Source organism: Brevundimonas sp. GW821-FHT12C05 (genome assembly GCF_058807475.1).
Genome location: NZ_JBXAQS010000002.1, coordinates 1 through 20,180 on the forward strand (window position 1 = coordinate 1; position 20,180 = coordinate 20,180).

General features: G+C 68.6%; 18 protein-coding genes. 10 read left to right on the forward strand and 8 right to left on the reverse strand.

Going from position 1 to position 20,180, the window contains the following annotated elements; all coding sequences use genetic code 11:
- From infB to pnp, 8 genes are all read left to right on the forward strand, one after another.
- Positions 1–2,503 (forward strand): translation initiation factor IF-2 (gene infB, locus AC1RRF_RS09300; protein WP_492834161.1); only part of this gene is annotated, 2,503 nt, incomplete at its 5' end.
- Positions 2,504–2,576: 73 nt separating this feature from the next.
- Positions 2,577–3,092, forward strand: coding sequence for a hypothetical protein (locus tag AC1RRF_RS09305; RefSeq protein WP_492834162.1), 516 nt, complete (start codon positions 2,577–2,579; stop codon positions 3,090–3,092).
- A gap of 38 nt (positions 3,093–3,130) precedes the next feature.
- Entirely contained in the window at positions 3,131–3,811 is a 681-nt protein-coding gene (locus tag AC1RRF_RS09310) for a hypothetical protein (protein ID WP_492834163.1), read from the forward strand.
- Positions 3,808–4,512: a DUF2459 domain-containing protein gene (locus tag AC1RRF_RS09315; protein WP_492834164.1), complete on the forward strand. Its 705-nt coding sequence runs from the start codon at positions 3,808–3,810 to the stop codon at positions 4,510–4,512. Before AC1RRF_RS09310 ends, AC1RRF_RS09315 begins: the two co-directional genes overlap by 4 nt.
- Before the next feature lie 93 nt (positions 4,513–4,605).
- A complete protein-coding gene (rbfA, locus tag AC1RRF_RS09320; protein WP_492834165.1) occupies positions 4,606–5,058 on the forward strand; it encodes a 30S ribosome-binding factor RbfA in 453 nt (150 codons plus the stop codon).
- Positions 5,058–5,990, forward strand: coding sequence for a tRNA pseudouridine(55) synthase TruB (gene truB, locus AC1RRF_RS09325; RefSeq protein ID WP_492834166.1), 933 nt, complete (start codon positions 5,058–5,060; stop codon positions 5,988–5,990). The genes rbfA and truB overlap by 1 nt, the downstream gene beginning before the upstream one ends.
- 35 nt (positions 5,991–6,025) lie before the next feature.
- Entirely contained in the window at positions 6,026–6,295 is a 270-nt protein-coding gene (gene rpsO, locus AC1RRF_RS09330) for a 30S ribosomal protein S15 (protein WP_492834167.1), read from the forward strand.
- A gap of 245 nt (positions 6,296–6,540) precedes the next feature.
- Positions 6,541–8,778: a polyribonucleotide nucleotidyltransferase gene (pnp, locus tag AC1RRF_RS09335; RefSeq protein WP_492834168.1), complete on the forward strand. Its 2,238-nt coding sequence runs from the start codon at positions 6,541–6,543 to the stop codon at positions 8,776–8,778.
- 256 nt (positions 8,779–9,034) lie between these two features.
- Here the strand turns inward: pnp and AC1RRF_RS09340 are convergent, their stop codons facing one another.
- From AC1RRF_RS09340 to AC1RRF_RS09370, 7 genes are all read right to left on the reverse strand, one after another.
- The gene (locus AC1RRF_RS09340) at positions 9,035–9,274 is read right to left on the reverse strand and encodes a hypothetical protein (protein ID WP_492834169.1); all 240 of its coding nucleotides are present in this window, start codon (positions 9,272–9,274) and stop codon (positions 9,035–9,037) included.
- An 86-nt stretch (positions 9,275–9,360) separates the two neighbouring features.
- Entirely contained in the window at positions 9,361–10,086 is a 726-nt protein-coding gene (locus AC1RRF_RS09345) for a rhomboid family intramembrane serine protease (RefSeq protein ID WP_492834170.1), read from the reverse strand.
- 81 nt (positions 10,087–10,167) lie between these two features.
- The gene (locus tag AC1RRF_RS09350) at positions 10,168–10,599 is read right to left on the reverse strand and encodes a hypothetical protein (protein WP_492834171.1); all 432 of its coding nucleotides are present in this window, start codon (positions 10,597–10,599) and stop codon (positions 10,168–10,170) included.
- A gap of 103 nt (positions 10,600–10,702) precedes the next feature.
- On the reverse strand, positions 10,703–11,281 hold the full coding sequence (locus AC1RRF_RS09355; RefSeq protein ID WP_492834172.1) for a DUF6680 family protein: 579 nt from the start codon (positions 11,279–11,281) through the stop codon (positions 10,703–10,705).
- Positions 11,278–11,628 (reverse strand): hypothetical protein, encoded by a 351-nt coding sequence (locus AC1RRF_RS09360; protein WP_492834173.1) that lies wholly within the window; start codon positions 11,626–11,628, stop codon positions 11,278–11,280. The genes AC1RRF_RS09355 and AC1RRF_RS09360 overlap by 4 nt, the downstream gene beginning before the upstream one ends.
- A 62-nt stretch (positions 11,629–11,690) precedes the next feature.
- Positions 11,691–14,279, reverse strand: coding sequence for an ATP-dependent chaperone ClpB (gene clpB / locus AC1RRF_RS09365; RefSeq protein WP_492834174.1), 2,589 nt, complete (start codon positions 14,277–14,279; stop codon positions 11,691–11,693).
- 134 nt (positions 14,280–14,413) lie between these two features.
- Positions 14,414–16,717: a TonB-dependent receptor domain-containing protein gene (locus AC1RRF_RS09370; RefSeq protein ID WP_492834175.1), complete on the reverse strand. Its 2,304-nt coding sequence runs from the start codon at positions 16,715–16,717 to the stop codon at positions 14,414–14,416.
- A gap of 221 nt (positions 16,718–16,938) precedes the next feature.
- Between AC1RRF_RS09370 and AC1RRF_RS09375 the strand changes: the two genes are divergently transcribed.
- Positions 16,939–18,570, forward strand: coding sequence for a serine hydrolase (locus AC1RRF_RS09375; protein ID WP_492834176.1), 1,632 nt, complete (start codon positions 16,939–16,941; stop codon positions 18,568–18,570).
- 4 nt (positions 18,571–18,574) lie between these two features.
- On the forward strand, positions 18,575–19,432 hold the full coding sequence (locus AC1RRF_RS09380) for a hypothetical protein (RefSeq protein ID WP_492834177.1): 858 nt from the start codon (positions 18,575–18,577) through the stop codon (positions 19,430–19,432).
- A gap of 7 nt (positions 19,433–19,439) precedes the next feature.
- On the opposite strand, the gene AC1RRF_RS09385 is transcribed toward AC1RRF_RS09380, so the two are convergent.
- Positions 19,440–20,156 (reverse strand): DUF4893 domain-containing protein, encoded by a 717-nt coding sequence (locus AC1RRF_RS09385; protein ID WP_492834178.1) that lies wholly within the window; start codon positions 20,154–20,156, stop codon positions 19,440–19,442.
- Positions 20,157–20,180 lie beyond the last annotated feature (24 nt).

The following is a 20,180-nucleotide window of genomic DNA, read 5'->3' on the forward strand; positions in this document are numbered from 1 at the left end:
GGCCAAGGCCAAGCCGGCCGCCCCGGCCGCTCCGACGCCCGCTCCGGCTCCGGTCGCCCCGCCGGTCGAGGCCGCCGCGCCTGCGCCGACCCCGGCTCCGGCCCCCGCGCCGCGTCCGGCCGCTCCGGCCCGCCCGGTGGTCAACTTCGGCCAGCGCGCGCCCAAGCCCCAGGCTCCCGGCCGCACTCCCGCTCCCGGCTTCGGCGCCCGTTCGGCCCGTGAACAGGCCATGGGCGGCGGCGAGCGCAGCTTCACCGACCGTCCCGCCGGCGCCGCCCCGGCCCGGCCGCAAGGCGACCGTCCCCAGGGTGATCGTCCGCAGGGCGCCCGCCCCGCCGGCGCCCGCCCGGCCCAGCCGGTCCGTTACTCGGCCCTGGACCCGCGCCCGGCGCCCGGCGCCGCGCGTCCCGGCGCCCGTACCGGTCCCGGCGGCCGTCCGGCCCCGAACGCTCCGCCCGCGACGCCTGAAGTCGCCCGTCCCGCCCGCGCCGGCTTCGGCCGTCCCGCCGGCAGCCGCGCCGAAGAGGATCGTGACAAGCGCTTCTCGGACGCCGGCCCGGGCAAGGCCGTCAGCCGCACGCGCGGCGAGCCCAAGCGCCGCGAAGGCCGTCTGACCATCCAGGCCGTGGCCGGTGGCGACGAGGACGCCGCCGAGCGCATGCGCTCGCTGGCCTCGGTTCGCCGGGCCCGCGAACGCGAGAAGGAAAAGCGCAAGGGTGGATCCACCGACGCGCCGAACCGTCCGCGTGAAGTCGTCATCCCTGACGTCATCACCGTGCAGGAGCTGTCCAACCGGATGGCCGTGCGCGGCGTCGACATCATCAAATTCCTGATGAAGCAGGGCCTGATGATGAAGATCAACGACGTCATCGACACCGACACCGCCGAGCTGGTCGCCGACGAATTCGGCATGGCCGTGCGCCGCGTGTCCGAGTCCGACGTCGAGACCGGCTTCCTGTCCGACGACGTGGACGACGATGCGACCACGCCCCGCGCGCCGGTCGTGGCCATCATGGGCCACGTCGACCACGGCAAGACCTCGCTGCTCGACGCCCTGCGCACCACCGACGTGGCCGCGGGCGAAGCCGGCGGGATCACCCAGCACATCGGCGCCTATCAGGTCCGCCTGCCGGACGGCCAGCGCGTGACCTTCCTGGACACCCCGGGCCACGCCGCCTTCTCGGCGATGCGCGCCCGCGGCGCCAATGTGACGGACATCGTGGTTCTGGTCGTGGCCGCCGACGACGGCGTCATGCCCCAGACGATTGAGGCCATCCAGCACGCCCGGGCGGCCAACGCGCCCCTGATCGTGGCGGTCAACAAGATCGACAAGCCGGACGCCAACCCGCTGAAGGTCGTCAACGAGCTGCTGCAGTACGAAGTCATCGCCGAGAGCCTGGGTGGCGACACCCAGATCATCGAGGTGTCGGCCAAGAACCGCACCAATCTCGAGGGTCTGATCGACGCCATCCTGGTGCAGGCCGAGGTCATGGACCTTAAGGCCGACCCGGAACGCTCCGCCGAAGGCGTGGTCATCGAGGCCAAGCTGGACAAGGGCCGCGGCCCGGTCGCGACCGTCCTGGTCAAGCGCGGCACGCTGAAGCGCGGCGACATCATCGTGGCCGGCTCCGCCTGGGGCAAGGTTCGCGCCCTGCTGAACGAGCGCAACGAGCAGCTGACCGAAGCCGGTCCGTCCGTCCCCGTCGAGATCCTCGGCCTGGACGAGGCGCCCAGCCCCGGTGAACCGCTGGCCGTGGTGGAATCCGAAGCCCGCGCCCGCGAGCTGACCGAATATCGCGCCCGCGTGAAGCGCGAGAAGGCCACCGGCGGCATCAACCAGGTCTCGCTGGCCGACATGATGGCCAAGCTGGGCACCAAGAAGATCTCGGAGATGCCGGTCATCATCAAGGCCGACGTCCAGGGTTCCGCCGAAGCCATCGTCGGCTCGCTGGAGAAGATGGGCAACGACGAGGTGCGCGCGCGCACCGTCATGTCGGGCGCCGGCGGGATCACCGAGAGCGACGTGCAACTGGCCAAGTCGGCCGGCGCGCCGATCCTCGGCTTCAACGTCCGTGCGTCGAAGCAGGCCCGCGACCTCGCCGACCGCGAGGGCGTCGAGATCCGCTACTACTCGATCATCTACGACCTGCTGGACGACATGAAGGGCGTGCTCTCGGGCATGCTGGCCCCACTGCAACGCGAAACCTTCCTGGGCAACGCGGCCGTGCTTCAGGTCTTCGACATTTCCAAGACCGGCAAGATCGCCGGTTGCCGGGTGTCCGAGGGCGTGGTCCGCAAGGGCGCCAAGGTCCGGATCATCCGCGACGACGTGGTGGTTCTGGAACTGGGCACCCTCACGACGCTCAAGCGCTTCAAGGACGAGGTCAACGAAGTCACGGCGGGCCAGGAGTGCGGCATGCACTTCCAGGGCTTCCAGGACATCAAGGCCGGCGACTACATCGAGTGCTTCACGGTCGAAGAGATCAAGCGCACGCTGGACTAGTCGTTCAGGGGATAAGGGAAAGGCGACGCCGCGGCGTCGCCTTTTCGCCATCCGGATTGGGGATCACTTTTCCATGCGTCGTTTCCTCATCGCCCTGCTGACCCTTTCCGCCGTCGCCGGTCCGGCCGCGGCCGAGACCCGCTACCTGGCCTATGACGCCTCGGACCGGGTGACCCAGGCCCTGACGCGGGGCATCACCCTGGAAGGCAACCGGGGCCTGTTCGGCGCCATCACCGTGCGGCGCATCATCTCCACCTCGAACCGCGGTTCGGCCGAGATTCGCATCGGCGGCCCGGACGCGGCCCGGCGCGCCCTGCCGGCCGGATCGACCGAGAACATCCTCTACACCGTCACGTCGGAAGGCGGCGGACGCGGTCTGGCGCGCGCCCTGTGCCCGGGCGCCGACCAGGCTTTCCTGATCCTGGGCCAGGTGCGCCTGGCCCGCCCGCTGACCGCCCAGGCCATCGGCCGCTGGCCCGACGGCGCCTACCGGCACTGCGTGACCCTGTCCTACACCTGGCGCGGGGAATGGGCGACGCCGCCCGCCGGCGGTCCGGACGAGGATTCGTCTGCCCCTATCGGGCGATAGGTTTTGCACCGGCCGCGCACCCCGCTAGGGTTGCGCGAATGAGCGCCACCGCCATCCCACGACCGCCGGCCGGACGCCGCCGGGGCCTGAAGGGCCTCGCCGGGGCGCTGAGCTTCGTCTGCCTGGTGCTGTTCCTGCTGGCCATCGAGCAGAAGCAGGCGGTCCAGGCCTGGACCGCCGTGCGCGACGGCGCCGCCCCCGCCATGGGCCGCGTCTTCCACTGGGCCGCCGACGGCGCCTCGGACGGATTGGCCGGACTGAAGACCGCCGCGGTTGGGACTGACGGACCGCTGGCCGCCTCCCCGGACGCCGTGGTGCTGGCCGGGGAATTCGGCCCCGCCGACGACGCCACGCGCGACACGAGCGGCGGCGTCACCTTCACGGGGGCGACGATCCGGCTGGAGCGCGGCGAGACCTTCCGCACCCGCCCCCTGCGCATCGCCGCCGGAAGCGAGGCCTTCAACACCCTGCGCGAGACTTTCGCCTCCCGGCTGGACGCCGCCGGAAACGCCCAGATCGAACTGCGCGCGGTGGTCCCTCAGGCGCGCGGTCAGACGGTCGCCGCCTCGCCCCTGTGCGGGGGCGCGGCGCCCGGGGTGGCGGCCTTGCTGCATCGCCGGGACCATGTCGAGCTGATGCTATTCCGTGAGCGGACGATCGTCGGACCGGACGCCCCGGTGGACGGCCTTTGCGGCGTATGGAGATTCCGGGCCCGATGAAGCGTGAACGGACTGGCGTGGGGGCCTTCGTCGCCGCCGGCGTGATCGGGGCGCTCGCCGCCCTGTGGACCTGGACCGCGCCCGGCGATCCGGCGCTGTGGCCGGCGCGGGCCGACGCGCCTGGCGTTGAGATCAGCCTGCTGAACAACGGCTTCCACACCGATCTGGCCGTGCCGCGCGCGGCGCTGGAGGCCCGGGGCGGGCCCCTGGCCGCGGCCGTGCGCGGCCTGCCGCCCGGCGACTGGATCCTGATCGGCTGGGGCGACGCCAAATTCTATGTCGACCAAAGCCCCATCGGCGATCGCCTGCCCGACGGCGCCCGCGCCTTCTTCCGGCCCGGCAACCCGTCCGTGGTCATGCTCGATCCGGCCCAGCGCGACCCGCGCCGGATGTTCTCCGCGGAGAGCCGCCGCGACTTCCGGCTGTCGCAGGCCGGGTTCGAGGCCATGGCCGCCCGGATCGAGGCCTCGCTGGACCTGTCGACGGGCGCGCCGCATGTCGCCGCCGCCCGGGCCGGCGACGACGCCCGCTTCTTCGCCAGCCGCGAGCACTTCTCCATCGGCCACCTGTGCAACCACTGGACCGCCGGGGTGCTGAACGCCGCGGGCATGCCGATCCGGCCCGTGCAATCGATCCGGTCGTCCGAGGTCGTGGCTACTATCGACCGGGCGCAACTGGACACTCCGGCCGCGGGGGACTAGACCGCGCCCTCTTCAATTCCGGGGCGGCGTTCGCCCCCTCGCCTTCCAGCCGGGTCCGAGCCCCGGCGGGCGATCCAGAAGGAGGCCGCCGTCATGGGCCGCAAGCAACACACCCGCAACGCCTCCGGACCGCAAGGACCGTCCCAGCGCCAGCTGCGCGCCGGCGAACTGATCCGCCACGCCCTCGTCGAGGTGCTGCGCGAAGAAGAGATCCACGACCCCGCCATGGAAGGCGTCTCGGTGACGGTGACGGAAGTGCGCCTGTCGCCCGACCTGAAGCACGCCACCTGCTTCGTCGAGCCGCTGGGGGCCGGCGTCGCCGACGCCCCGACCGCCGGTCACGTGAGCGAGATCGTCAAGGCGCTGAACGCCCACGCCAAATTCCTGCGCGGCGTGCTGGGCAAGCATATCGACATGCGCTTCACGCCCGACCTGCGCTTCCGCCACGACGAAAGCTTCGAGGCCGCCGAGCGCCTGAACCGCCTGCTGGACGACCCGCGCGTCCGCGCCGACGTCGAACACTCCGACGAAGACGACGACGCCTGATGGGCCGCAGGAAACGCGGCGAGATCGTCAACGGCTGGGTCTGCCTGGACAAGCCGTACGAGATGGGCTCGACCGAGGCGGTCAGCCGCATCCGCCGCCTGTTCGACGCCCAGAAGGCCGGGCATGCGGGCACCCTGGACCCGCTGGCGTCCGGCATCCTGCCCATCGCCCTGGGCGAAGCGACCAAGACCGTCCCCTTCATGATGGAGGCGCAGAAGATCTATCGCTTCACTATCCAGTGGGGCGTCTCGACCGACAGCCTGGACCGCGAGGGCGAGATTATCGCCCGTTCGGACGTGCGTCCGTCATTGGAGGCGGTGAAGGCCGCCCTGCCCGCCTTCGTCGGCGAGATCGATCAGGTGCCGCCCGCCTTCTCGGCCATCAAGGTGGACGGCCAGCGCGCCTACGACCTGGCCCGCGAGGGCATCGAGGTCGAACTGAAGGCCCGCCGGGTGACGATCCACGAGGCGGCGGTGACCGGCGCTCCGGACGCCGACCACCTGGAAATCACCATGCGGACCGGCAAGGGCGTCTACGTCCGTTCGCTGGCCCGCGACCTGGCCGTCATGCTCGGCGCGGAGGGCCATGTCTCGGCCTTGCGGCGCGAACGGGTGGGGCCGTTCAGCGTGGAAAACGCCGTGACGCTGGATTCTCTGGAGGAAATGGTGCATAGCGGCGCCGCCTCGGAAGGCTTGCTTCCCGTCGCGACCGCCCTGGACGACATCCCGGAGCTGGCCGTGACGGATCAAGACGCCTTCTCGCTTCGGCAGGGACGGCCGATTGTTCTGCTCCCCAGACAGGTCGAAACGCTCAAGGGTCAGCTTCACGGCGACGCCCGAACCGTTTCGGTTTTCCTGGGCCAGACCCTCGTCGCTCTCGGTCAGTTGCGGGCCGGCCGGCTAGAACCCGACCGCGTTTTCAATCTCCCCTGACCAAGCTGTCGGGGGCTCCAACATGGAGAATTCCGATGTCGATCACTGCTACCCGCAAGGGTGAAGTCATTGCCGATAACGCCCGCTCGGAAGGCGACACCGGCTCTGCTGAAGTCCAGGTCGCGATCCTTTCGGAACGCATCGCCAACCTGACCGAGCACTTCAAGACCCACAAGAAGGACAACCACTCGCGCCGCGGCCTGCTCAAGATGGTCTCGCAGCGTCGTCGCCTTCTTGACCACCTGGCGAAGGTCGATCGCGAGCGTTACGCCGCTCTGATCGGCAAGCTGAACCTGCGCCGCTAAGCGCAGATCGCGGAACAGATTCGAGGCGCGGGCCATGTCCGCGCCTCTTTCCGCATCCAGAGACCAGCCGCGCGCCGCGGTTCTTGTTCCGGCGCATGACGCGAGGGCTGAAACCGGTCCTCAGAGACTCCCGGACGGTTCGCGATGGCGCGGACGTCCATGGACCGAAGGACTGAACGCCCGACGCTCCACCCATTGATGGGACTCCGCCGGGAATACGCCCGCCGGAATACGAAAGACGAAACATGTTCGATATCAAACGCAAGACGATCGACTGGGCCGGCCGCCCGCTGACGCTGGAAACCGGCCGCATCGCCCGTCAGGCCGACGGCGCCGTGCTGGCGACCTACGGCGAGACCGTGGTTCTGGCCACCGTCGTTTACGGTCGCGCCCCCAAGCCGGGCCTGGATTTCTTCCCGCTGACCGTCAACTACCAGGAAAAGACCTTCGCCGCCGGCAAGATCCCGGGTGGCTATTTCAAGCGTGAAGGCCGTCCGACCGAGAAGGAGACCCTGGTCTCCCGCCTGATCGACCGTCCGATCCGCCCGCTGTTCGTCAAGGGCTTCAAGAACGAGACCCAGGTCGTCATCACCGTGCTGCAGCACGACCTCGAGAACGATCCGGACGTCGTCGGCATGATCGCCGCCTCGGCCGCCCTGACCATCTCGGGCGTTCCCTTCATGGGCCCGATCGGCGCCGCGCGCGTCGGCTACATCGACGGTGAGCTGGTCCTGAACCCGACCATCGACCAGCTGCCGGACTCGGCGCTGGACCTGGTCGTCGCCGGCACCACCGACGCCCTGATGATGGTGGAATCGGAAGCCAAGGAACTGTCGGAACAGGTCTTCCTGGACGCCCTGATGTTCGCCCACCGCGGCATGCAGCCGGTGATCGAGGCGATCATCGAACTGGCCGAACACGCCGCCAAGGAGCCGTTCGACTTCCAGGCCGAGGACCACTCGGACGTCGTCGCCGCGATCCAGAAGCTGGTCGGCGAGGACATCAAGGCCGCCTACACCCACCCCGGCAAGCATGCCCGCCATGAAGCCGTCGGCGCCGCCAAGAAGAAGGCCTCGGCCGCCCTGGTGAAGACCGAAGAGAACCCGGACGGCGTCGAGTCGGCCAAGTTCGCCACCGCCTTCAAGGAATGCGAAGCCCACGTCCTGCGTCGCGACATCATCGACAACGCTCACCGCGTTGACGGCCGCGCCCTGGACAAGGTCCGCTCGATCGTCTCGGAAGTCGGCGTCTTCCCGCGCACCCACGGTTCGGCCCTGTTCACCCGCGGTGAAACGCAAGCCATCGTCGTCGCCACCCTCGGCACCGGCGAAGACGAGCAGTACATCGACGCCCTGACCGGGACGTACAAAGAGAAGTTCCTGCTCCACTACAACTTCCCTCCCTATTCGGTCGGTGAAACCGGTCGTATGGGCGGCGCGGGCCGTCGGGAAATCGGTCACGGCAAGCTGGCCTGGCGGGCGATCCGTCCGATGCTGCCGACCTCGGAAGAGTTCCCCTACACGATCCGCCTGGTCTCCGAGATCACCGAGTCCAACGGCTCGTCCTCGATGGCCACGGTCTGCGGTTCGTCGCTGGCCCTGATGGACGCCGGCGTGCCCCTGAAGAAGCCCGTCTCGGGCATCGCCATGGGCCTGATCCTGGAGCCGTCGGGCGAGTTCGCCATCCTGTCGGACATCCTGGGTGACGAGGATCACCTGGGCGACATGGACTTCAAGGTCGCCGGCACGCGTGACGGCATCACCTCGCTGCAGATGGACATCAAGGTCGCCGGCATCACCGAAGAGATCATGAAGAAGGCCATCGCCCAGGCTTCGGCCGGCCGCCTTCACATCCTCGACGAGATGGACAAGGCCATCGACGGCGCCCGCACCGAGCTGGGCGAGTTCGCCCCGAAGATCGAGTCGATCAAGGTCCCGGTCGACAAGATCCGCGAAGTGATCGGCACCGGCGGCAAGGTGATCCGCGAGATCGTCGAAAAGACCGGCGCCAAGATCAACATCGAAGACGACGGCACCGTGAAGATCGCCGCCTCGGACCAGGAAAAGATCGACGCCGCCAAGGCCTGGATCTCGTCCATCGTGTCGGAGCCGGAAGTCGGCACCATCTACACCGGCAAGGTCGTGAAGGTCGTCGACTTCGGCGCCTTCGTGAACTTCTTCGGCGCCAAGGACGGTCTGGTCCACGTGTCGCAACTGGCCCTGGAACGCGTCGCCAACCCGGCCGACGTCATTTCGGAAGGCCAGGAGGTCAAGGTCAAATTCCTGGGCCTGGACGACCGCGGCAAGACCAAGCTGTCGATGAAGGTCGTTGATCAGGCCACGGGTGAAGACCTGACGGACAAGATCAACGCCGAGCGCGCCGAGCGTGGCGAAGCCCCGCTGTCGGACGACACCGGCGGCCGTCCCAAGCGTGACGGCGACCGTGGCGGCGACCGTGGTCGCAGCCGCAGCCGCCGGGACTAATCGTCCCGCGCGTCCGCGCTGACTGAACAGGGGCCCCGGTGGAAACGCCGGGGCCCTTTTTCGTGGCCGGAGAACGGTTGATCCGGACAAAAAAGCAGGTGCGGACAGTGCGGATGGAAACACCGTCCGATGCGTCCGATGCGTCCGATGCGTCCGGGTCGCTGACGCCGGGCGGATGTAATGTCAAAGACCAACGCCAGCAGGCGCATGCATCAAAGCACGCGCCTGCGTCAGGATTGGACGTGGTCGCCGTGGATCAGGGGTAGAGGGCGGCGCAGTCGGCGCGGACGGCGGCGGCGCAGGCCTCGAAGGCGATGCCTTCCGGCGTCTCGGGGCTGGGCTTGTAGATGGCCCCGTTTCCGTCGCGCGGGTAGCAGGGCATCATCCGCTGGCCCACGCACTGGCGGTACTGCGGATTGTTCTGGGACGCCGAGACGCCGACCGAAGGGGCGACCGCGAGCAGCAGGACGGCGGGCACGGCGAGCAGGATCTTCATCGGGGAACCTCCGTTAGAGAACGGGCGGCAGGTTCGCGCGCAGGTTGGAGAGATGCAAGCCTTGCGGTTGCGGACTCCCTGAAGGACTAGGCCGCCTCAGGCTGCAGCGGCGCGCGAGGCAGGAGCCAGGGCCCCGCCAGCAGACCGAACAGGAAGCCGCCGACGTGGGCTTCCCACGCCAGGCCGCCGCCAACGCCGGAGAGACGGGCCACGGCGAAGAAGAGCAGGAACAGGATGATGTTGATCTGGGCGACCTGTCTGACCTGGAGCCAGACCTGTCTGGAGCGCAGCGGAGCCACGCCGCCGTCCGGCCCGATGCGGGCGGCCACGCCCCACAGACCGAAGATGGCGCCCGAGGCGCCGACCATGGGCGTGACGCCGGTCGGGTTCACCGCCAGATAGGCGACCGCGCCGGCCAGACCGGTCAGCAGGAACAGGCCCGCATAGCGCAGCCAGCCGTCAGGCCCCGTTCCGAGCCGCGTCATGACCACGGGGGTGAGCCCCAGCAGGACGCTGGCGTTCATCAGCAGATGGCCGAGGCCCCCGTGCGCGAACATGTGGGCCAGGAGCAGGTGCCAGCGTCCCTCGGCCAGGGCCAGGGCGGACACCCCCCAGGCCAACGCCCCGCCGCCCGTGAGCTCGGCGACGAAGACGGCGACGAAAACCACGACCAGCACGATCCCCGGCGCGCCCTCACGGGAGACGAGACCGCTCCATTCGCGCGGATCCAGTATCGACCCCGCCAGCCCCGACCGACCGTCTGAGGCGCGCCGCAGGGCCGCGCTGGCTGTCGTGGGGGTTTCATCGCTCATGCCGGGACTGTGCGATGGAAGGGCGCGGGTTGGCTAGAGCCGCCCCGGCTGTCGCGGGAGTGGCGACGGAGGCGCTGGTCATCAAACCCGGCGGGGCGTTCGAAGGCTGAGCAGACCGAGACCGAGGAGCGCGCCGGTAAGGCCGACCAGCAGAACGATCAGCGCCTCGGCGTAGAACTGGGCGTAGATGGAGAAGGGGAACGGGGGGGTCATACAGATCAGCCCATTCCGTGCGCCCGCCGCGCCATAGAAGGCGCCCAGAACGCCCCAACCGAAGGCGCCGCCGATCCCGATCAATGGGCCAGGCTTCGCGCCGGCGCGCAGGCTGACGACCCCGATCCCGGCCGAGAGGACCGACAGCACCACGCAGGCCTTCAGCACGATGTCCATGTCGATCAGCAAGTACAGCGCGTGGTGAGGGCGCAACTGCGCCAGGGTCATCATCCAGACGAGGCCGACGAGGGCGACGACCCAGGCGACGCCGAGTGTGACGAGCAGGGCGCGGGTTATCATGGCAGCGGCCCCTCCATGACAGTCTCGTTGCGCCGCTCGCCAGGATCATGTGGCGATGAGGGCCCGATACGTCCCCATGCGCGGAGCCTATCCGCTTCAGTCCTCATTCGGGACGAGGCGGCCAAGTGGTTATGTCTGAACTTTCAACAACGGTGTTAGCAGTAGGATTGAGCTGATTTTGCAGTCTACCCAGGGCGATCTTTCGCTCCATTTGTCGAAGTCGCTCTTCCTCTTCAATGGCTTGGGGGTAATAAACCCGGCCAAGATCATCACCGCGAAGGCTATCTGCGATCCCCAGGTCAACAGCCATCTCGCGCAACAGTAGTCGCAACCTCTCATCCTGAACATGACGAGGAACAGCGCTGTCTGTCGCATACGCCAAGAAGAGATTAGCCCAAGCCTCTCGAACCGGACTTGCGTCTCTAAAAACAACATCAATCAGATTGAGAGCTCGCACGGCATCGATGCTGGCGATATACGCCCTCTCCTGCATCAGCGTAGAGAACACCCACATTTTCAGTCTTCGGCGCTCATGCAGATCGTCGTTGTTTCTTCGCAAATCCTCGGCGGCTCTGGCGGCCGCGATAGGTCCCTTCCAAGCGGCCCACGCAGCAATGCCTGTGGCAACGGCACTTAAGAATGCTGCGAGAACAGCAGGATTTTCCAGAAAGTAGTCGATCACGCCAAACCCCGAAGAAGCTTTAGTTTGAAATTCACGGGGCCAAGCGGAGTTGTGAGGGTGATGAAGGGCCTTGTCTCGAAATCCGAAGGAATCTCGATCCCTACGTCGTAAACAAGTCCGTCCGGCCCGGTCGTTACGCCCTGTACAAGCTCGCCGTTGGGTGGGGCCTTAACCGTTACGTGTCCGGTGAAGCCGCCGCTGCTGTCGGGGGCATAAGAGCCATCAAAGATCACACCGAGCGGGTCTGCTCCGACCAGCTTTCCGTCCGAAAGAATAAACATCGCCGAGCCTTCACCAGCTCGACCGGAGAAGAGTGCAGAATAGAATCCATCGAATGATCGCGTCATGCGGGCGGTCCTTGTTTGGATCATCCTATGCGATTCGCGACGCCTTCAAGAATCGCCGTTCGTTAATGCACCCGCGCCTTCCCGATCTCCAGCCCCTCCCCGCCCGCTGACACGGCGATCACCGACCCGTCCTCGATCTCGCCCGCCAGCAGCTTGCGTGCGATCGGATCCACCAGGTCCTTCTGGATGACGCGCTTGAGCGGGCGCGCGCCGTACACCGGGTCATAGCCCTTGTCGGCCAGCCAGGCGGCGGCGCTGTCGTCCAGCGCGAGGGTCAGGCGGCGGTCGGCCAGGAGCTTTTCGAAGCGGGCCAGCTGGATGCGGACGATGCCGCCCATCTGTTCGCGGCCGAGACGGCGGAACAGGATGATCTCGTCGATGCGGTTCAGGAACTCGGGGCGGAAGTGGGCGCGGACGGCGTCCATGACGTAGGGGCGGACCGACTCGACGTCGTCGCCCTCGCCCTGGTTGGCCAGGGCCTCGGAGCCGAGGTTGCTGGTCATGATGATCAGGGTGTTGCGGAAGTCGATGGTGCGGCCCTGGCCGTCGGTCAGGCGGCCGTCGTCGAGCACCTGGAGCAGGACGTTGAAGACGTCGGGGTGGGCCTTTTCGACCTCGTCGAACAGGACGACCTGATAGGGCCGGCGGCGCACGGCCTCGGTCAGGGCGCCGCCCTCGTCATAGCCGACGTAGCCCGGAGGGGCGCCGATCAGGCGGCTGACCGAGTGCTTCTCCATGTATTCGCTCATGTCGAGGCGGGTGATGGCGGCCTCGTCGTCGAACAGGAAGTCGGCCAGGGCCTTGGTCAGCTCGGTCTTGCCGACGCCGGTGGGGCCCAGGAAGAGGAAGCTGCCCAGCGGGCGGTTGGGGTCGTTGAGGCCGGCGCGGGCGCGGCGCACGGCGTCGGAGACGGCCTCCAGCGCCGCGTCCTGGCCGACCACGCGGTGGCGCAGGGCGTCCTCCATCTGGAGCAGCTTCTCGCGTTCGCCCTCCAGCATCTTGTCGACCGGGACGCCGGTCCAGCGGGAGACGACGGCGGCGATCTGTTCGGCGTCCACGACCTCGGGCGTCAACGGTCCGGACCCGGAGCTTTCGGCGGCTTCGGCGTCCGCGAGCTGTTTCTCGATCTGGGGGATCTGGCCGTAGGCGATCTCGGACGCGCGGCCCAGGTCGCCCGCGCGCTGGGCGGCGGCCAGTTCGGCGCGCAGGCGGTCGAGCGTCTCGCGCAGCTGGGCGCCGGCGCCGACCTTTTCCTTCTCGGCCTTCCAGCGGGCGGTCAGGTCGTCGGACTGGCCCTCGAGATCGATGATCTCGTCCTCGAGCTTTTCGAGGCGGTGCTGGGAGGCGTTGTCGGTCTCCTTCTTCAAGGCCTCCCGCTCGATCTTCAGCTGGACCAGGCGGCGGTCGATCTCGTCCAGGGACTCCGGCTTGCTGTCGACGGCCATGCGCACGCGGCTGGCGGCCTCGTCGATCAGGTCGATGGCCTTGTCGGGCAGGAAGCGATCGGTGATGTAGCGGTTCGACAGGGTGGCGGCGGCGACGATGGCGGCGTCGGAAATGCGCACCCCGTGGTGGACCTCATACTTCTCCTTCAGTCCACGGAGGATCGAGACCGTGTCCTCGACCGTGGGCTCGGCGACGAAGACCGGCTGGAAGCGGCGGGCCAGGGCCGCGTCCTTCTCCACGTGCTTGCGGTACTCATCCAGGGTGGTGGCGCCGACGCAGTGCAGCTCGCCGCGGGCCAGGGCGGGCTTGAGCAGGTTGGAGGCGTCCATGGCCCCGTCGCCCTTGCCGGCGCCGACCAGGGTGTGCATCTCGTCGATGAACAGGACGATGCCGCCCTCGGCCGCCGCGACCTCGTTGAGCACGGCCTTGAGCCGCTCCTCGAACTCGCCGCGGTATTTCGCGCCGGCGATCAGGCTGCCCATGTCGAGCGACAGGACCTTCTTGTCGCGCAGGCTTTCGGGCACGTCGCCGTTGACGATGCGCAGGGCCAGGCCCTCGACGATGGCGGTCTTGCCGACGCCGGGCTCGCCGATCAGGACGGGGTTGTTCTTGGTGCGGCGGGCCAGGACCTGGATGGTGCGGCGGATCTCCTCGTCGCGGCCGATGACCGGGTCGATCTTGCCGTCGGCGGCGGCCAGGGTCAGGTCGCGGGCGTAGCGCTTCAGCGCGTCATAGCCGTCTTCGGCCCCGGCGCTGTCGGCGGTCTTGCCCTTGCGGACCTCGACGATGGCGGCGTCCAGCGCATCGGGCTTGGCCCCGGCGGCGGACAGGACGGTGGCGGCCACCCCGCCTTCGCGCGCCAGGGCCGACAGCAGGCGTTCGGTGGTGACGAAGGCGTCGCCGGCCTTCTTGGAGGCGGCCTCGGCGGCGGCGAAGACCCGGGCGGTGTCGCCGTCCAGATAGAGCTGGCCCGAGCCGCCGGAGACCTGGGCGCGCTTGCTCAGCGCGGTCTCGACGTCGGCTTCGGCGCGTTTGGGGTCGCCCCCGGCGGCGGTGATCAGATTACGGGCGAGGCCGTCACGCTCCTCCAGCAGCACCTTGAGCAGGTGCTCGGGCGCGAACTGCTGGTGCCGGCGGGCTAGCGCCAGCGACTGGGCGGACTGGACGGCCTGTTTGGCGCGGTCGGAGTAGAGGTCGAGATTCAAGGCGGGCATCCCCTTCTGAGGCGGATTCCGGAAGACGCGCCCTTTCAAGCAAGCGACGCGCCGTCCGGCTGCAGCTCAGGTGGGTGTGGCCCATTCGCCACGCAAGAGCGAGCCCTTGCGTGGCGTGAGAGCGATCAGCTGCCGGTCGACGGCGCCGAGAAGTCGAACTGTTCCGGCCGCCGCTGGCCGGAGCCGAACGTCCAGGTCAGGCCGATGTAGGCCGCGCGGCCGCCGAAGGTCATGTCGGTGCGGTCGGTGAAGGCCGGGGTGCGGATGGTGGTGGTCGCCCCGAACTCGTCGAAGACGTCACGCACGGTCGCCTGGAAGGACCAGTCCTTGTTGAGCTTGCGGCGGTAGCCGAAGTTCACCAGCGTGGCCTGCACGCGCTCGCCCTGGGCCAACAGCTGATCGCCGGTCCAGATGCCGGAAAGCTGCACGAAGTCGTCCTGGGTCGGCTGCCAGTTGAGCGTCAGACGGCCGCCGACGCTCTCGATCGAGCGGTTGACCGCGCCCGGAATGCCCGCGGCGTCGATCTCCTGGCGGAAGGCGTTGATGCTGGCGTTGTAGCGCAGGGTCGGGTGCAGCGCCCCGTTGGCCACCAGCTCGATCCCCGTGGCGGTGCTGGAGCCGAGGTTCTCGGGCCGGGTCAGGAAGACGCCGCCGCCGATGTCGCTGGTCACCTGGGTGAAGGCGTCCTGGGTGTCGCGATAGTAGACGGTCGCCTGGTAGAAGGTCTGCTGAACCCGCTTCTGCCACATGATCTCGAAGGAATCCGTCTCCTGCGGCAGCAGGTCCGGGTTGCCCGAGCGGTAGTTGAGGTTGTCCTGATAGCTCAGGAAGGGGTTCAGGTCCTGCGGATTGGGCCGCTGGATGCGGCGGCTATAGCTGCCGCGCAGGGTTTCGCCCTCGCTGAGCGTGTAGGACAGGTGCAGCGTCGGATAGGCGCGGAAATAGTCGTTGGACGACTGGATGTTGGTCGTCACCTGGTCGAGGTCGATGTTCGCCTGTTCCAGCCGCAGGCCGAACTGGGCCGACAGCTTCTCGCTGAACGGCTTTTCCCAGGTCGCATAGAGGGCGTGCACCGTCTGATCGACGTGGAAGGCGTTGGAGACGATCGGATCGGGGATCATGCCGCCCGGCGTCGGGCCACGCGCGACGAAGTTGTCGAGCTTCAGGTTCGACGCCTGCAGCTCATAACCGAGGCGCAGGCGGCCGCCGTCGGACAGAGGGCGGACATAGGCGCTGGTGAACCCCAGCTGGTCCTGGCGATTCTGGTTCTCGACCGTCTCATACGACAGGGCCGGCGTCGGAATGCGCAGGTCCACCGTGGTGTCGAAGTCGAGGCTGAAGCGGTTGTGGTCGAAGCGGATCTCGTTGGACCATTCGTGGCCCTGGCCGTCGAAGCGGCGCAGGACGCGCGCCGAACCGCCCGAGAACTGGCCGGAGAAGCCGCCGGTCGAGTTGCGGGCATAGGCCGAGGCCAGGCCGCCGCCGGCCGCGTCGGCCTCATAGAGGTCGAGGGCGTTGATCACGGTGTCGACGTCGACGTGGCGGACTTCGCCGGTGATCTGCGTCTTGTCGTCGAGGTTATGCTCGGCCGCGAGCCGGACGAAGACGTTGTCGGAATGGCCGTCGGCGTCCAGGTTCGAGCGCGCCTGGAGGAAGCGGCCGGCGCCGGTGTCGAACCGTTCACGCAGGCGCTCGATCTCCTGAACGAAGGTGTCGTGACGCACCCCGATATCGGCCGACAGGGTCGTCTTGCCGATCACATGGGCGATGCTGCCGCCGAAATTATAGCGCTCGTTGTCGCCGATATTGGCGCGGATCGAGCCGGTGGTGGTCGCGCCGGGCCGCACGGCGTTGGGCTTGGAGATCAGGTTGATCACCCCGCCCGACCCCTCGGGGCTGTAGGCGGCGGAAGGGTTGGTCATCACCTCGATGCGGGCGTACTGGCTGGCCGGAATCTGCAGCACCATCTGGGCGCGGCTCGGGCCGTTGAACTGGGTCGACGGCCGGCCGTCGACCAGGATGGTGACATTGGCGTCGCCGCGCAGGCTGACGTTGCCGTCGGGATCGACCTCGACCGACGGCACGTTGCGCAGGGCGTCCGCCAGGCTTCCGGTCGCCGCCTGCAGGTCGTTCGCCAGGCTGTAGCTGGTCGAGTCGATCGAGGTGCGGACCTCGTTGGGGGCGGCCGCGACGACCACGTCGCCGATCGTCGTCGGCTCGGCCGGAGCCTCCTGAGGCTTCTCGCCCTCGGCGGCGGGCGGGGCCGGAGCAGGCGTCTGGGCCGGCGCTGGAGCGGGGGTCGGAGCCTGAGCCTGGGTCGGGGCGGGACGCGGCGCGGGCTGCGGAGCCGGAGCGGTCTGGGCGACCGCGGAACCGACAGGCAGCGTCAGGGCGACGCCGGTGAGCAGGATGAGCTTAAGGTTCGACATGGCCCCCAGCCATAGAGATGCGAAAGCCGGGACCGCCTTCGCGCAGCCTTCTGACTAACAGCGAATTGTGTCTCGCCCGAGTTACATCTTTTTCATTTCATTACGGTTTTTACATAACACGTCACTTTTCCGCCCTCTCGTCTGCACAACGATGCGGCGCGGGGATGACGCCGGAAGACGGGCGAGCTAGCGTCCCGGCGAAGTTTGTCGGGAGCATCTCCATGTCCATCCGCCTCACGCGCCGCGCGGCGCTGATCTCGTCACTGGCCGGGGGCGCCGCCCTGCCCGCGACCAGTTGGGCGCAGACGGCGGATCCGGCGACGCTGGCGGATCAGGTCGACGCCTTCGTGAAGCGGGCCATGGCCGCCTTCCCGGGCCAGCCGGCGGTGTCGATCGCCGTGGTCAAGGACGGCCGGCCGGTGCTGACGCGCGGCTACGGCGTGCGCGCCATCGGCGGGGCGGCGGTGGACGAGCACACCCTGTTCGCCATCGCGTCCAACACCAAGGCGGTGACCTGCGCCGCCCTGTCGATCCTGATCGACGAGGGGAAGGTGAAATGGGACGAGCCGGTGCGGACCTATCTGCCTGGTTTCAGCCTGTCCAAGCCCGAGCTGAACGACATGGTCACGGTGCGCGATCTGGTCAGCCACCGCATCGGCTTCGGCCTGGGCGCCGGAGACCTGCTGTTCTGGCCGAACGGGAACCGCAGCCGCGCCGAGATCATGGCCGCCATTCCACATGTGCCGATCGAGGACAGTTTCCGCACGTCGTACCACTACTGCAACCTGATGTTCGTGGCGGCGGGCGAGGTGGTGGCGGCCGCCAGCGGCATGCCGTGGGAGCAGTTCATCCAGACCCGCATCCTGACGCCGCTGAGCATGACCGAGACCCTGCCGCTGATGACCCATGCCGATCCGGCCAAGTCGGCGCTGCCACACGGCCGGATCGGGCCGCCGTTGCGCTACCAGGGCCCGATGCAGACCATCGGCCAGTCGATCAAGGAGGTCTGGGACTGGTCGGCGGCCGGCGCGGCGGGCGGCTTCGTCACCAATCCGGTCGACTGGGCCAAATGGATCGCCGTGCAGCTGAACAGGGGCGCCCTGCCCGACGGGACACGCCTGTGGTCCGAGGCGCGGTCGAACGAGATGTGGCGGCCGAACATCATCATCTCCAGCTCGGGCGGGCCGACGGCGGAACTGCCGGGCCGGGCCATCGCGGCGACCTACGCCACCGGCTGGCAAGTGCAGGACTATCGCGGAGAGCGCTTCATCACCCACGGCGGCGGGGCCCCCGGCTATCTGTCGGGCACGGTGCTGCTGCCGGGCCGCAACGCGGGCTTCAGCTATTTCACCAACGCCGAGGAAAGCCAGCTGACGCGCGCCCTGCGTAGCGGCATCGCCGACATCATCATGGGCAAGGCCGGTTTCGACTGGATCGCCGACGCGGTGCGGCTGACGCAGGAAGGCAACGCGAAATCCATCGCCGCCGCCGCCGAGATCGACGCGAAACAGGCGGCGGGCGCCGCGCCGTCCCTGCCCATCGCGGCCTATGCCGGAGCATGGCGCGATCCCTGGTACGGCGAGATTCGCATCGAGGAGCGCACGACCGGGCGCGGCCGCAACCGCCGCACCGGCCTGCACCTGGACTTCACCCGCACCAACGCCCTGAAGGGGCCGCTGGAGCCGTATGACGGCGACACCTTCCGCACCCGCTTCCCCGACAAGCGCGAGGAGGACGTGTTCGTGACCTTCAAGGTCGAGAACGGCGTGGCGGTTTCGGCGACGATGAAGGCGGTCAGTCCGGACGCGGACTTCAGCTACGATTATCAGGACCTGCGGCTGATGAAGAGCTGACCCGATGATCACGCTCGCTTTTGCATTGATGCTGTCGGCGGCCGCCCCACAGGTCCAGGACGCACCGGTTCCTCCGGCCTGCCTCGAGGCCACCTTCGGCGGCTGGGAAGCCTGTGCGGAGGCCGCCCAGGAGGGCACGCCCGCCTACAGCCTGGCCATGATCAACCTGGGCACCGAGGCCTATTCGCGGGGCGACCTGACCGAGGCGCTGCGATTCTATGACAAGGCCGAGATCCCCGGTCACGCCATGACCTCGGATGTCGTGCTCCACACCTTCAGGGGCGACGCCCGCCGTTATGGCGGGCGCATGGAAGACGCCCGCGCCGACGCCGCCATCGCCTGGGGCTTCCTGGACGGCCGCCCGCCGCCTGATACGCCCGCCTACGCCCTGGGGCCGGTCAATGACGACATGCGCGCCCTGATCCTCAGCATCCTGCTGCCGATCCTGAAGGAGGGCGATCCCGGGGCCTTCCAGAAGGCGCGGGCGATGTATCTGGCGCTTCCGGCAACCGACTGGGAGGCCCTGAGCCGCCGCGCGGGCGCCCTGAGCGAAGTGGGCGAACACGAAGCCGCCGTGGCCGCCAGCAAGGGCGCGTTGGACCTGCAGCCCACGGATCCGCTGACGCAGAACAACCATTGCTACACCCTGGTCGCGGCCGGTCGCGCCGCCGAGGGCGTGACCTATTGCGAGAGGGCGGTCGCGGGTCGACCGGAACTGGCGCCGGTGCGCCACTCCTATGCGGCGGCGCTGGCGGCCTTGGGGCGATGCGCGGACGCCGAGGCCCAGATGGCCGAAGCGCGACGGCTCGATCCCGGCGCAGCCCTGTATCGCGAACCACTGACCTGCACGCCGAAGGGCTGAGGCCCCGTCACCGCACCAGTTCAAGGATCTCCAGCTTGGACTCCACCCGCGGCCACGGGACGACCATGCGCCAGCGCTCGGGGCCGATGCGTTCGAAGACGCCGACCTGGTCGCGTTCGGTTTGGGCGCCGTAGACCGGGAAGCCGGTTTCGTCCGCGCCCCAGGCCTGGGCGCCGATGAAGACAAGGCGACGATCCGTGTCCGGATAAAGCAGGCCGCGCGTGCGCTGCGAACCCGTCGTCTTGGTCAGGATCAGGTCGCCGCCGGGGGTCAGCTCGACCGTGCAGCGGAAGAAGGGGTAGGCGACGTAGGCCAGTCCGCCCTCGGCCTTGGCCCCCAGCTTGACGGTGCGGCAGCGGTAGGTTCCCGGCGAGGGCTGCAGACGCCCCGCCTGACCGGCGTTGGGATCGACCAACGGCCCCAGGGCCTCGACCTGCGATGCGAAGCCCTTGTCCTCGGCCTCGGCGCGGCCGAGACGCCAGGCCTGATCGAGGCGGCCGAGATTGGCGGCGTCGGCGCTGGAGGCGAGGCCGCGCCAGCCGGAGGCTTGCTCCTGCTCTTCTGCCGCCGGAACGGGCGGCGGGGCAGCCGGTTCTCCGGCGGGGGTCGGCGCGGCGGCGGCTTTGTCCGGCGCCGTGGCGGGATCGCGGGTCGCGGGCGCCGAATTATCCCCACAGGCGGCAAGCAGGGCGGTGACGGAAACGACGGCGATCAGGGTCCGCATCGGGCAGGCTCCATATGGCTGAGC

Bases quoted from the DNA above. Each gene is read 5' to 3' on its own strand.
- AC1RRF_RS09305 (WP_492834162.1), top strand. From the start codon at position 2,577: ATGCGTCGTTTCCTCATCGCCCTGCTGACCCTTTCCGCCGTCGCCGGT.
- AC1RRF_RS09310 (WP_492834163.1), top strand. From the start codon at position 3,131: ATGAGCGCCACCGCCATCCCACGACCGCCGGCCGGACGCCGCCGGGGC.
- AC1RRF_RS09315 (WP_492834164.1), top strand. From the start codon at position 3,808: ATGAAGCGTGAACGGACTGGCGTGGGGGCCTTCGTCGCCGCCGGCGTG.
- rbfA (WP_492834165.1), top strand. From the start codon at position 4,606: ATGGGCCGCAAGCAACACACCCGCAACGCCTCCGGACCGCAAGGACCG.
- truB (WP_492834166.1), top strand. From the start codon at position 5,058: ATGGGCCGCAGGAAACGCGGCGAGATCGTCAACGGCTGGGTCTGCCTG.
- rpsO (WP_492834167.1), top strand. From the start codon at position 6,026: ATGTCGATCACTGCTACCCGCAAGGGTGAAGTCATTGCCGATAACGCC.
- pnp (WP_492834168.1), top strand. From the start codon at position 6,541: ATGTTCGATATCAAACGCAAGACGATCGACTGGGCCGGCCGCCCGCTG.
- AC1RRF_RS09340 (WP_492834169.1), bottom strand. From the start codon at position 9,274: ATGAAGATCCTGCTCGCCGTGCCCGCCGTCCTGCTGCTCGCGGTCGCC.
- AC1RRF_RS09345 (WP_492834170.1), bottom strand. From the start codon at position 10,086: ATGAGCGATGAAACCCCCACGACAGCCAGCGCGGCCCTGCGGCGCGCC.
- AC1RRF_RS09350 (WP_492834171.1), bottom strand. From the start codon at position 10,599: ATGATAACCCGCGCCCTGCTCGTCACACTCGGCGTCGCCTGGGTCGTC.
- AC1RRF_RS09360 (WP_492834173.1), bottom strand. From the start codon at position 11,628: ATGACGCGATCATTCGATGGATTCTATTCTGCACTCTTCTCCGGTCGA.
- AC1RRF_RS09370 (WP_492834175.1), bottom strand. From the start codon at position 16,717: ATGTCGAACCTTAAGCTCATCCTGCTCACCGGCGTCGCCCTGACGCTG.
- AC1RRF_RS09375 (WP_492834176.1), top strand. From the start codon at position 16,939: ATGTCCATCCGCCTCACGCGCCGCGCGGCGCTGATCTCGTCACTGGCC.
- AC1RRF_RS09380 (WP_492834177.1), top strand. From the start codon at position 18,575: ATGATCACGCTCGCTTTTGCATTGATGCTGTCGGCGGCCGCCCCACAG.
- AC1RRF_RS09385 (WP_492834178.1), bottom strand. From the start codon at position 20,156: ATGCGGACCCTGATCGCCGTCGTTTCCGTCACCGCCCTGCTTGCCGCC.